General features: G+C 58.2%; 8 protein-coding genes and 1 pseudogene. 1 reads left to right on the forward strand and 8 read right to left on the reverse strand.

The features are described 5' to 3' along the window. Positions 1 to 14 precede the first annotated feature (14 nt). From Z945_RS0111730 to Z945_RS0111755, 6 genes are all read right to left on the reverse strand, one after another. Positions 15 to 1,643, reverse strand: a complete 1,629-nt coding sequence (locus Z945_RS0111730) for a long-chain-fatty-acid--CoA ligase (RefSeq protein ID WP_025052302.1) — start codon at positions 1,641 to 1,643, stop codon at positions 15 to 17. A 69-nt stretch (positions 1,644 to 1,712) separates the two neighbouring features. Continuing rightward, a complete protein-coding gene (locus tag Z945_RS0111735) occupies positions 1,713 to 3,329 on the reverse strand; it encodes a GMC family oxidoreductase (protein WP_025052303.1) in 1,617 nt (538 codons plus the stop codon). A 534-nt stretch (positions 3,330 to 3,863) separates the two neighbouring features. Further along, the gene (locus Z945_RS0111740) at positions 3,864 to 4,187 is read right to left on the reverse strand and encodes an RcnB family protein (protein WP_161634091.1); all 324 of its coding nucleotides are present in this window, start codon (positions 4,185 to 4,187) and stop codon (positions 3,864 to 3,866) included. A gap of 80 nt (positions 4,188 to 4,267) precedes the next feature. Further along, on the reverse strand, positions 4,268 to 7,357 hold the full coding sequence (locus tag Z945_RS0111745) for an efflux RND transporter permease subunit (RefSeq protein WP_025052305.1): 3,090 nt from the start codon (positions 7,355 to 7,357) through the stop codon (positions 4,268 to 4,270). Next, positions 7,354 to 8,484, reverse strand: a complete 1,131-nt coding sequence (locus Z945_RS0111750) for an efflux RND transporter periplasmic adaptor subunit (RefSeq protein WP_241434502.1) — start codon at positions 8,482 to 8,484, stop codon at positions 7,354 to 7,356. Before Z945_RS0111750 ends, Z945_RS0111745 begins: the two co-directional genes overlap by 4 nt. A 725-nt stretch (positions 8,485 to 9,209) precedes the next feature. Next, complete coding sequence (locus Z945_RS0111755) at positions 9,210 to 10,247, reverse strand: NADP-dependent oxidoreductase (RefSeq protein WP_025052307.1); 1,038 nt, start codon at positions 10,245 to 10,247, stop codon at positions 9,210 to 9,212. Between the two features lie 187 nt (positions 10,248 to 10,434). Between Z945_RS0111755 and Z945_RS0111760 the strand changes: the two genes are divergently transcribed. Further along, positions 10,435 to 11,220: an inositol monophosphatase family protein gene (locus tag Z945_RS0111760; protein ID WP_025052308.1), complete on the forward strand. Its 786-nt coding sequence runs from the start codon at positions 10,435 to 10,437 to the stop codon at positions 11,218 to 11,220. Positions 11,221 to 11,223: 3 nt separating this feature from the next. On the opposite strand, the pseudogene Z945_RS19645 reads toward Z945_RS0111760, so the two are convergent. Beyond that, positions 11,224 to 11,577 (reverse strand): annotated as a pseudogene (locus Z945_RS19645) (GFA family protein). A 17-nt stretch (positions 11,578 to 11,594) separates the two neighbouring features. Next, a complete protein-coding gene (locus Z945_RS0111770; RefSeq protein WP_025052309.1) occupies positions 11,595 to 12,341 on the reverse strand; it encodes a rhomboid family intramembrane serine protease in 747 nt (248 codons plus the stop codon). Positions 12,342 to 12,378: the final 37 nt, after the last annotated feature.

The raw sequence follows: 12,378 nt of genomic DNA on the forward strand, positions 1-12,378 counted from the left end.
GAACCATCCATTATTCAAACTCCCTTTTCGATCAGTGTGTCGCCAAACTGCTCGCGCAGTTTGTTTTTCAGCATTTTTCCCGTCGCGTTCAGCGGGATCGCGTCGGTAAAGACCACCGCGTCCGGTATCTGCCAGCTGGCGACCTTTCCTTCGAACATCGCAAGGATTTCGGCTTCGCTGGGGTTTGCGCCCTCGGCCCGGACTGCGATGATGATAGGACGTTCATCCCATTTGGGATGGGTCGCACCGATCGCTGCGGCCATTGCCAAGCCCGGGTGCGCGATTGCGATGCCTTCCAGATCAACGGAAGAAATCCATTCGCCGCCGGATTTGATGATGTCTTTCGTGCGGTCACGGATCACCATGAACCCGTCTGCATCGATGGTTGCTACATCGCCGGTGTCAAACCAGCCATCCTCCGAGACCGCGCTTTCGCTGGTGCCGAAATAGGTGTCGACAACCCAATGACCCTGACACTGCAACGCGCCCTCGGTTGTCCCGTCATTAGGCAGCACATTGCCGTTGCCGTCGACGATCCGCAGGTCAATACCGAATGGCGGGCGTCCTTGGCCCGACCGCAGATCGGCCATCGCTTCTGCTTCGAGGTCCAGATGTTTGGCCTTGATCTGGTTGGCGGTTCCCAAGGGCGAAGTTTCCGTCATCCCCCAAGCGTGGATTGTTTCGCAGGCGTATTCATCGCGGAACGCGGCAATCATCGACGGTGCGGCGGCGGAGCCCCCGATCACGTTGCGCTCCAGGCTTTCCATCTTGGAACCGGATTTCTCAGCGGCAGCCAACAACATCATCCATATGGTCGGCACGCCCAAGGCCAAAGTAACCTTGTAGGTGTCAATCAATTCCAGCAGGCTGTCACCATCCAGGCCCGGCCCCGGCATCACCACTTTGGCACCGGTCATCGCAGTCGCATATGGAATGCCCCAGGCATTGGCATGGAACATCGGAACCACTGGCAAAATGATGTCGCTCGCGGAAAGCCCAAGCGAGTCCGGTAAGCTGATCGAGAAGGTATGCAGCATTGTCGAGCGGTTGGTGTAGAGCACGCCCTTGGGGTTGCCTGTCGTTCCGGAGGTGTAGCAAAGCGAACATGGCGTTTCTTCTTCAAACTGGGGCCAGACGTAATCATCGGCACCGGTTTCAATGAGTTCATCAAAGAAAAGCGCATCGGGAATGGCGGCCAGCACATCTTCATCTCGGGGACCCATATAGACAAAATGTTTGATCGTTTTGAGGTGCCCGCGCGTGCCCTTGATCAAAGGCATGAAGGTTTTGTCAAAGAACATCGCCTTATCATCGGCATCGTTGCAGATGAATATAAACTGTTCCGGGGGCAGCCGCGGGTTCAGTGTGTGGCACACCATGCCGCCACCCGAGACGGCAAACCAGATTTTCAGATGACGGTGGTTGTTCCACGCCAGCGTTGCCACGCGGTCCCCCTGTGACAGCCCCAGCTTGGACAGCGCCGAGGCCAATTGACGCGAGGCATCGCTTACCTCACCCCAGTTTGTCCTGTGCATCTCGCCGGTTGTTTCGCGTGAAATGATCTCGGTATCGGCGTGGTATTTGCCCGCGTGGACAATCAAGTTACTGATCAGCAACTCCTGCTTCATCATCGAACCCAACATTCTTCTCTCCCATAGATAATTGGTTGTGCGGACCCCGCGCCAAACGGCCCTGCGGGGTCTGATTTGCGCTTAGGCGGCGTGTTCGGCCTTGATCATGTCAGCGCATTTTTCGGCAATCATGATGGTGGGCGCATTGGTGTTGCCCCCGATCAGCGTCGGCATGACCGAGGCATCGACAACGCGCAGCCCGTTCATTCCGTGGACCTTCAATTGCGGGTCGACCACGGCGAGGTCATCGGTGCCCATCTTACAGGTGCCGACGGGGTGATAGATCGTGTCGGCGCGGGCGCGAATGTGTTTTTCCCATTCCGCGTCAGACATGTTGTCGACAACCCCGAACAGCTCTTTCTTTTTGAAACCTGTCATCGGGTGGGCCTCAAGAATTTCGCGGGTCATTTTGGCCCCCTTGATCGTGGTTTCCAGATCGCGGCGATCCGAGAGAAACTTCGGATCAATGCCGGGGTCTGCTAGCGGGTCGGCACTTTGCAGGAAAACCTCGCCTCGGGAATGCGGCCGCAACGCGCAGATGTGGCAGCTATAGCCATAGCCGAGGTGCAGGCGCTTGGCGTGGTTGTCCACCACCGAGATCACAAAGTGCAACTGGATGTCGGGCCGGTCCAGCGCGGGATCGGTTTTCAAAAACGCCGCGCCCTCGGCGAAGGGCGTGGCGATCATGCCTGTCCCTTTGCGCCACCATTTCAGGATCGCGCTGGTCAAACGCGCTGTCCCCCGCAACCCGATACCGAAATTGTCCGTGTCGCTGGTCTTGTTGGCAAGGATGAAATCAAGGTGGTCCTGCAGGTTTTGTCCAACACCGGGCAGTTCATGCACCATATCGATGCCATGCTGGGTGATATCCTGCGGGCGCCCCACGCCTGACAATTGCAACAATTGCGGCGACTGGAATGCACCACCGGAGAGGATGACTTCCTTGTCGGCCCGTACTTCCTTTTCTTGCTTGCCCTGCCGGTAGGCGACCCCCACCGCGCGCTTGCCTTCAAACAGGATCTTTGTGGCGCGGGCTTTGGTGATGACAGTGAGGTTCGGTCTGTCCATGACGGGATGCAGATACCCTGCAGCAGCCGAACAACGCTCGCCATTCTTACCTTTGCCGTGGAATTGGGTGACCTGATACAGACCGACACCTTCGTTATCGCCGGTGTTGAAGTCCTCCCGGCGGCGGTGCTGAAGGCTCTCTGCGGCCTCTATAAAGGCATGGGTGATCGGGCGCGGTTCTGTCTGATCGGACACCTGCAAGGGTCCGCTATCGCCGTGAAACGCGTCTTCGCCTTTTTCGTTATTTTCCGATTTCTTGAAATAGGGAAGGCACTCGTCCCAGGACCATCCTTCGCAGCCCGCTTCGGCCCAGCCGTCGTAGTCGGACTTGTGCCCGCGGACATAAAGCATGGCGTTGATCGCCGAAGATCCACCAAGCGCGCGGCCGCGCGGCTGATAGCCACGTCTTCCGTTTAGTCCCGGCTGGGGCACTGTGTTGAAGGCCCAGTTAAACATCTTTCCGTGCCCCGGCATGACCGCGACAACACCAGCGGGGGCGCGCAGAAGAATATTCGTCCCCTTTCCACCCGCTTCCAACAGACACACCGAAAATTTCGGGTCTTCGCTCAGCCGCGAAGCCATCGTCGCTCCCGCAGACCCTCCCCCGATGATGACAAAATCATATCCCATAGTGTTCTCCCTGGTTTCCTCCGCGCTCTTTCGGACGGAACCGCCCAGAATCACGCTCTCAATTTTGAGACGGTTGTATTAGACGAAGTTTCTGGACGTTTGTCCAAAAAAATTCGACGGATAGGAAATTTGCTATTCTACGCAGCCCGCTCAGTCGCGTGGGAACGACGCTCATATATCTCAGCCCATCAGTATAGTCAGTTTGTGCGTGATTAGGTGAAATCGGCCGGATTGGTACCGAGCGGCTTTGGTGTCCCATCACCCTGTGGGAGCAAAGCTGGGAGGTATACGCCCTTCGCACGATCATCATGCTGTGACGCTTTTGCTTGGCCATCCCAAAGTTGGAAGCACGGTGCGTTACCCCGGTACTAGGCTTGAATGTGCCTTGAGTATTGCAGAGCGCGTCGAACGCAAAGGATACCAGCGACCCCGCTGAAGTGACCGTTCAGGCCTTGCACTTCAATTTTCGCTGTCGAGCGTTGGCCATGCGGATAAGATGCCGTTCAACGCATGGCCAGATCGTCTGGGCACTTCTTAGTTAAGCAAAGCCCGAACCAATAGGGTTGCAGCTGCCGCAAGATAGATATCGTTGCCATTTGCGACGTAAATTTCTCCGCGGCCGGGGCGTGGAAGGCCGCGTTTTCGCCAATCCTTTACAACGACCACATCTTGCTTGCGGAAACGGTGACCAACGGCGTGCCGATGGCGCTGCTGTTTCACAACCTTCACCTTGGCACCGTGGCCATAGGCGCTGTGCTTGACAACTTTCCTGTCTGCCATGGCCGTCACCGGCACGACAGCCACTGCTGCGGTTGCCAAGACAAAAATAGTTGCGCATCGTTGCATCAGTTTCTGCATTTGATCCATCCTTGTTGCTTACTCCTTATTCAACATTGGCCCGGCGAATTTCCGTCGCTGAAACTTTGGAAAGCATGAAGCTACGCGTTGACAGTCTCCTTCACTTCCGAGCGCAGCCTGTGCGCTGCGGCACCCGGGGCCGTGCCCCAGACTGCAACCCAGCGGTAGAAAATCGGCGTGAGGAACAAGGTAAATACGGTTGCAAAACCCAGGCCTCCGACAATTACCCAACCTACGGCAATGCGCGCCTCGGCCCCTGCACCGGACGTCAGGATCAGGGGGAGGCCACCGAACACTGTGGAAACCATTGTCATCATCACCGGCCGGATGCGCAGCCGCAGTGCGTTTCGAATGGCTGTGTCAATATCTTCGCCCGCTTCGCGCAACTGGTTGGCAAATTCGACGATCAGGATGCCGTTCTTGGCCATGACCCCGATCAGCATGACAAGACCGATCTGGCTGTAATAGTTAAGCGAACCACCGGTCATCGAGATGGCGAGCACCGCTGCGGCAAGGCCAAAGGGCACTGTCATCATAATAACCACCGCGCTGGAAAAACTCTCGAATTGGGCAGCCAGCACCAAAAGCACCACAATCAAAGCCACGCCGAAAACCATGTAAATGCCGCCTTGACTATCGTCGAGCGTCGCGGCCTCTCCGGTAAAGGTGATTCCCATACCGTCGGGCAAGACCTCGTCGGATATCGAAAGCACCCGGTCCATCGCAGTCGAAAGGTCAACACCCTCTCCAAGGTTTGCCTGCAACGAGATTGACAAGGCACCGCCCAGACGTTCGATCTGGGCGTCGCTCACCACCATGTCGAGCGACGCGACGGTAGAGAGCGGAACATAGGCGCCGCTGTCGAGGCGGATAGACACGGACGCAATATCGGATGGATCATCGATCGGAGGTCCGCCGGGCACGACATTGACGTCTATCTCAACCTCATCGGAAAAGACGCTGACCGCCACATCGCCTTGCACCATCGCACGCACGAGGCTGGTCACATCCGCGCTGTCGATCCCCATGTCACGCGCTGCACCGGCGTCAACGGTCACTTCCAATTGGGCAAGGACGCTGTTGTTTGACAGTTGCGGGTTCAGGAAAGTGGCATCCTGCGACATCGCCGCGGCGAGGGCGGCGGCGGCTTGAGTCATATTCTCGAGATTGGTCCCCGTCACGGCAAAGCTCAAGCCCCCACCCGCGCCGCGGATGTTCAGGCTGTTGGTGGAGCGGGCGCTGACCTGCACGCCGGGGACAGAGGCCAATTGGCCACTGATCTGGGCAATCAACTCTTGCTGTGAAAAGTCGCGCGCGGTCCAGTCTGGCAGGCGGACGACGGTAAAGGCACTGGTGCCGCCACCAACACCGACGATGCTTTGCACAGTCTCGATCTGGCCGCTCTGCTGATAAGGCGCAAGAATATCCTCGACCAGCAGAACCTGTGTATCGAGATAGTCGATCGTCGTGTCCGACGATCCGCGCGCCTGCACAAGAAAGAAGCCACGATCCTCTTCGGGGGTCACGCTAGAGGGCAACGTCATCGCAGCACCCATGGCGATGAGGGCAAAACCAATGGCGACCGACAGAACCAGGAGGGGCGTTCGGATCGCGAAATCCATGACACGGTCAAAGCTGCGTGAAAGGGCACCGGGTTCGGCCGGCTCGGCGTTGTTCAACGTCTTACCGGGGTCCAGAAGGGCCGACAGGACTGGCGCAAGCGTCAATGCGGTAATCGAGGACAAGGTGACCGCGAAGGCCAGCACAAAGCCGAATTCGGAAAAGACACCGCCTGCCTGACCGGGCAGGAAAGAAATCGGAATGAAAACCGCCGCGAGCGTGGCTGTCGTCGAGATAACGGCGAAGAACACTTCATTGGTGCCGGATGCAGCGGCGGCAAACGCGCCCATGCCCGACTTGCGCTTGCGCACGATGTTTTCTACCACGACGATTGCATCGTCCACCACCATACCGGTTGCAAGAACCAAGGCGAGCAAGCTGATCGTATTGACGGAAAACCCCGTAAGCCAGATCGCAGCGAGCGTGCCGATCAAAGCTACGGGGATTGTGACCGCAGGAATGAGGGTCGCCCGTACGGAGCGCAGGAAAAGGAAGATGACGACAATCACGATGCCGGTCGCCATGAGGATGGATTTAACAACCTCATTGATTGACCCTTCGATGAATATACCGTCGTTTGACGTCACCAGCAGTTGCACCCCCTCGGGGAGCTGATCGCGCAATTCTTCCACGGCGATGGCTACGTCGCGCGAGATTTCTAACGTGTTGCCAACCGATTGTCGCGTAATGTCGAGACCGATAGCAGTCTCACCGTTCACGCGGGTGTAGACACTCGTGTCCTCGGGGATCAGTTGGACAAAGGCGATGTCGGCAACTTGGGTTGTGGCATTGATCGGCAACTGGTTGATGGTTTCGACCGTGACATCTTCGTTGCCAACCCGGAGCGAGAGGGTCTGGGACTCACTCGACAGTGCCCCAAGGGCGGTATCATCGCGCAACTGTGCAAGCGCGGTAGAAACGTCAAAGATCGTCAAACCGCGGCTGAGCAGCGACGGTATGTTCACCGCCACGCGGAATTCATTGGCACGATCACCGCGCAGGGTCACTTCGGCGATGCCGTCGATCAGGGACAGACGTTCGTAGATCGCGCCTTCGGCGATCTGGGTAAGCGTGTCGAGACTTGCATCCCCCAGCAGTGCAAGGCGGATGATCGCATCAGCGTTACTGTCGCTTTTGCTGACGCTGGGGTCTTCGATATCATCAGGCAGGGAGCGCAAGGCACCCGATACGATCTCGCGCGCCTCATTGGCGGCGACGTTGACATCCGTCCCGTCAGACAGGTCAATGGTGATACGGCTGGACCCTGTGCTGGACGTCGACTCAATAAAAGACATCCCGTCAAGCGCGCTCAGCGCGTCTTCCAGAACCTGGGTCACTTCGGTATCTACCGTGCTTGCCACGGCACCGTCGTATGTGGTCCTGACAGAAATCACGGGGTTGTCAACGTCCGGCATTTCACGGACATCAACGCTGGTGAACGCCGCCAGACCTGCGATGATGATAAGCAGGTTCAAAACGATCCCGAAGATCGGCCGCGCGACGAAAACATCGGCGAACCCGGCTTTGTGTGCACTTTTCTCGAAACTCATGCGTCCGGACCTTTGCGGGTGCGCGCCGTTGTGATGAGCGCCCCTTCGCGCAGCTTAGATGCGCCTTCGGTTACAATCTGGGTGCCTAACGGGGCATCTGTTTCAACCCAGACCCGATCCCCTTCGCGGTAGCGGATGGCGACAGGGACGCGGCGGGTGCTGCCGTTCTCGGCGATCCAGATGCCCGCACCGGTGCGATCCCACGTGATTGCCGTCGCGGGCACAACGGGCAAGGGGTCGGTCTCCTCCGTCATGCGGATGGCGAAGGTCATGCCAGCCAGCAACAACCCATCAGGGTTTTCGATCTCCGCCTGTACGGTGGCGCTGCGGGTCACACTGTCGAGCCGACTGTCAAACGCAGTGATATTGCCCTCGAAAATACGCCCCGCATACGTCGGCGTCGAGACGAGGACCGGCTTGCCCTCAGCCAAAAGGCCAATGGAGCGTTCCGGCACCTCGAATGTGGCGAGCAAGCTGGTGGTGTCGTCAATCGTCACGATCGACTCCCCGCTTGACAGGCGGTCGCCCACGCTGACGTCGCTAAGTCCAAGCCGGCCGGATATCGGTGCCACGATCGTGCGGTCATCCAGCGCAACTTTGGCAAGACCGACATTGGTTTCGGCCAGACGCAACGCCACGCGCGCCTCCGACAGCTGCACATCGGTCACGACAGAATTGCCATTGCTGCGCAACCCTTCATAGCGGGTCACTGTGGCTTGCGCCTGATCGCGGTTCGCATGAGCAATCTCGAGGGCCAATTGTTCCGTGCGATCGTCCAGACGCAAAAGGACAGCGCCCTTTTTAACCATCGCATTCGAACGCAGCGCGGTTTCGACCACTTCTCCTGCGTCGCTCGCGGTGACTTCGGTGCGGTGGAGCGAGACAGCACTGCCAATGGTCCGCAAAACGAGTGTGTATTCGCGGGCTTCCAGCGACGTCAGAACCACAGTCGTCGCCCGACCTTGTCCCCGTTGCCCCCGTTTCGCGGCATGAGGGGCATCGGCTGTCTCGGCCGGCACATCGCTCCAGATCTGTGAAATTTGACCGGGCACCCCGAAAGCAATGCAATAAGCACCCGTGATAATGATAAGTGAAAGAATGGCTAAAACTGAATTTTTCAAGGTCAAAGGTGCTCCCTAGAGGCGCTGTCCCTTCGGACAGTTTGTAGTGTTTCTTGCTCGTTGTCGTGATGCGTCAGAGCACCATCACTTCTGTGGTGAGATTTCCAGACGATAGCTGAAGCGCGATACCGCTTGTCATTCTGCCGCATTTGGCAACGCCAAATCGGTCAGGCTGGCTGAAGATTTCATCATGATAGGTATCGCCTGTTGTTCTTGTCCCTACTGATACGGACAACAAAACGCTTTCCGTCGCACGGTTCAAAATTTTTTCGTATCGATTTTTGAGGGGTGGAAAAGGGTCTCTCGCTCTGAGTCAAACCCGCGGCAGCATACGCGAAACATTGTGGCTTGAACATTGGCATCGCTGGCCATCGCGATTTGCGAACCGAGGCAATCAACAAGAAAACCGGATCAAATTCCTTTCGCCCAGGTGCGCATTCAGCAGCCTATAGTGCCCCGCAGGCAGCAGGAAATAAAGGAGCGTAGCGGACTGAACCATGCGGCTACTACGCCACATTAATACCATCCTGTAGATCCAGCTAGCGACCGCTCCTAGCCTATAAACCCTGTCGCTGCGCTGGCACCGTACTCAAGGCGGACACATTTTTCGAGTAAGGCAAAGACTGCTTCGTGCCGCAGAGCAGTCTTCAAACCCCCAAGGCCCGGAATGAAATTTATATCATCACGGCACCTTGAGTATCTTCTGACGGAGAGGTCTCCGCCCTACGGTTCTACGACACCTTCACAATCGCTTTGCCGGTGTTGCCGCCGGTTAGCAGGTCGATAAAGGCTTGTGGTGCGTTCTCCAGCCCCTCGGTGATGTCTTCCTGCACCGCGATCTCGCCACTGGCGACTTTCGGCGCAACATCGGCGAGGAATTCTGGGAAGCGGTTCCAGTGGTTCGAGATGATGAAGCCGTTCACGCTGAGGAAGTTCACCAGAATGGTGCGCCAGAGCTTGGGGGCGGTGATGCCTGCACCTGCGTTCTCGCCCAATCCACCTTCGTTATACCAGGCGATCATGCCGCAGATCGGGATGCGGCCGAACTGGTTCATCATCGGGATCACCGCCTCAAGCACCTTGCCGCCGACGTTTTCGAAGTAGATATCGATGCCCTTGGGGCAGGCTTCTTGCAGGGCGGCACGCAATGCTTTGGCGTCGTCATAGGCGCGGTGATCGAGGCATGCGTCAAAACCGAAGTGATCAACCGCGGTTTTGCATTTGTCCGCACCCCCCGCGATCCCGACAACGCGCAGACCTTTGGACTTGGCGATCTGGCCGACCATTGACCCAACGGGCCCGGTGGCTGCGGCGACGACAAGCGTCTCGCCTTCCTTAGGGCGGCCGTATTCCATCAACCCGTGCCAACCGGTCAGCCCGGGCATGCCCAGCACACCCAGTGACGTGGTGATCGGTGCCTGATCAGGGTTCAGTTTGCGGCACATTTTGGCGTCAGCCACGGCATGGGTGGCCCAACCGAAAGGACCAAAGACCATGTCACCTTCCTTGAGGTCTGCTGCGTTCGACGCAATCACCTTTCCCGCGCTGCCACCTTCCATCTTGCCGCCAATCGGCACAGGGGCAGCGTAGGACTTCGCATCATCCATGCGGCCCCGCATATAGGGGTCCAGCGACATATACTGCACTTCAACCAAGACTTCGCCTTCGCCGGGGGTCGGCATGGCAGCGGTTTCAAGGCGAAAGTTCTCCGGGGTAGGCGCGCCGTCGGGTCGGCTGGCCAGAACAATCTGTTTCATCTCGGTGCTCATCGGTGTCTCCTCCTGATTACGTTGCGCCTAGACTGACCAGATCACGGCGAAGCACAAGTGCCAGCTGTTCTGACGTCACGGTGTTGCGGCATCATTAAGCCAGATCACACGCATCGAAACGCAGCCCTTGGCAATTGCGGCGATGGGGCATAAAGGGTGCACTGTTCGCGGCAAAGGAACTTGGGCAATGGTTGGCAGTGCAAATCTTAACATCATGATCAAAGCGGCGCGCAAGGCGGGGCGGGCTTTGATGAAGGATTTCCGCGAGGTCGAGAACCTTCAGGTTTCGGTCAAGGGCGCGGGGGATTTCGTGTCGAAAGCCGACATTGCAGCCGAGCAGATCATCAAGAGCGAATTGATGAACGCGCGCCCGACTTATGGCTGGCTGGCCGAAGAGGGCGGTGCCGAGGAAGGCGCGGACCCCACGCGCCGCTGGATCGTGGATCCGTTGGATGGCACCACGAACTTTTTGCATGGCCTGCCGCATTGGGCGGTCTCCATCGCGCTTGAGCATAAGGGCGATGTGGTGGCGGGCGTGGTCTATGACCCCTCCAAGGACGAATTATTCTTTGCCGAGAAGGGCGCGGGTGCCTGGATGAACGAAAGCCGTCTGCGTGTCTCCGGCCGCAACCGGATGATCGAGAGCATCTTTGCGACGGGACTGCCCTTTGGCGGACGCGCCGATCTGCCTGAAACTTTGCAGGAACTGGCGCGGCTTTTGCCGGTTTGCGCGGGTGTGCGGCGCTGGGGTTCTGCCGCGCTTGATCTCGCCTATGTCGGGGCCGGTCGCTACGATGGTTTCTGGGAACGGCGCTTGAACGCATGGGATCTGGCCGCCGGTCTGGTCATCGTGCGCGAAGCGGGCGGGTTGGTCGAGCCATTGCAGAAAGGCCGCGATATTATCGGCAACGGTCAGATCATCTGCGCGAACGAGCCGATTTTCTCAAGCTTTGCCAAGGCTGTGCGCGGCTGATCTTTACTGATCCGAACTGTGGTTGATGCCATCTGTCCAGCGGATCGGATCATGCTCCCACGGGTGCGCGCCCGCGATACATCCCAGATTGATGCCGCATTGCGCAGGGTCCGAGCGGCGCTGGTGATGCATGTAGATGCCACAGGTCTTGCAGAAATAATGCTGCGCGGTCTGCGTACCCCATGTGTAAAGGCTTGGATTGCCAGCTCCCTGAGTGACGTTGACAGACGCGGTTGTCGCCGTGACCGCTGCCGCCTGCCTGCGGGCGCAAAACGAACAGGTGCACCGCGCGATGTCGTCAAAGCCGTAGGGAAGGGTTGCCGTTTAATGCACAGTCCCGCAGTGACAGCTTGCCATGATGTCCACCGGGGCGCTTATTTGCGTTTGACCTTTGGGATGCCACTGGCGCGCAAAGCGGGGTAGGTCGCATCGGGATGCGGTGGATGACCGTCCGTGCGCCGCCAGAACCCGACACCGCCGCGCTTGAGCCAGACCGGGATCGCGCCCAACACTCCGGCTACAAAACCACCTGCATGCGCCCAATAGGCGACCCCGCCGGCGTTGGGGTCAGACCCGATGCCGCCCAAAAACTGCATCCCGAACCACAAGGCCAGCAGGATCCAGGCGGGCAGCGGGAAGATGCGGAAAAACACGATGAAGATGATCAACACATCAACCTTGGCCTTGGGGAATAGCAGCAGATAGGCCCCCATGACCCCCGCGATGGCCCCCGACGCGCCGACCATCGGCACACGAGACGAAGGCTCGAATGCGACTTGCGTGAGGCCCGCAGCGATGCCAGCGGCAAGGTAGAACAGCAGATAGGGAACGTGGCCCATCTCGTCCTCGATGTTGTCGCCGTAAATATACAAAAACAACATGTTACCTGCGAGGTGCATCCAGCCGCCGTGCAGGAACATGGAGGTGCCCAGCCCGTAATACCCCTGTCCCGCCTCGATGCGGGCGGGCACCAGCGCGTAGGCATTGTAAAACGCATAAAGGGCTTGGTCGTCGCTAAGGATCGGCAAATAGCAAAGGAATATACCGATGTTCAGCGCCATCAGCGCATAGGTAATATAGGGCACGCGGCCCGACGGATTATGATCGCGGATGGGAAACATATGTCGCCACGCTGGGCGATTGGACGGGCGGGGTCAA

Origin of the sequence: Sulfitobacter noctilucae (assembly GCF_000622365.1) — a bacterium.
Lineage (GTDB): Bacteria > Pseudomonadota > Alphaproteobacteria > Rhodobacterales > Rhodobacteraceae > Sulfitobacter > Sulfitobacter noctilucae.

Bases quoted from the DNA above. Each gene is read 5' to 3' on its own strand.
- Z945_RS0111760 (WP_025052308.1), top strand. From the start codon at position 10,435: ATGGTTGGCAGTGCAAATCTTAACATCATGATCAAAGCGGCGCGCAAG.
- Z945_RS0111735 (WP_025052303.1), bottom strand. From the start codon at position 3,329: ATGGGATATGATTTTGTCATCATCGGGGGAGGGTCTGCGGGAGCGACG.
- Z945_RS0111745 (WP_025052305.1), bottom strand. From the start codon at position 7,357: ATGAGTTTCGAGAAAAGTGCACACAAAGCCGGGTTCGCCGATGTTTTC.
- Z945_RS0111770 (WP_025052309.1), bottom strand. From the start codon at position 12,341: ATGTTTCCCATCCGCGATCATAATCCGTCGGGCCGCGTGCCCTATATT.
- Z945_RS0111740 (WP_161634091.1), bottom strand. From the start codon at position 4,187: ATGCAGAAACTGATGCAACGATGCGCAACTATTTTTGTCTTGGCAACC.
- Z945_RS0111730 (WP_025052302.1), bottom strand. From the start codon at position 1,643: ATGTTGGGTTCGATGATGAAGCAGGAGTTGCTGATCAGTAACTTGATT.
- Z945_RS0111755 (WP_025052307.1), bottom strand. From the start codon at position 10,247: ATGAGCACCGAGATGAAACAGATTGTTCTGGCCAGCCGACCCGACGGC.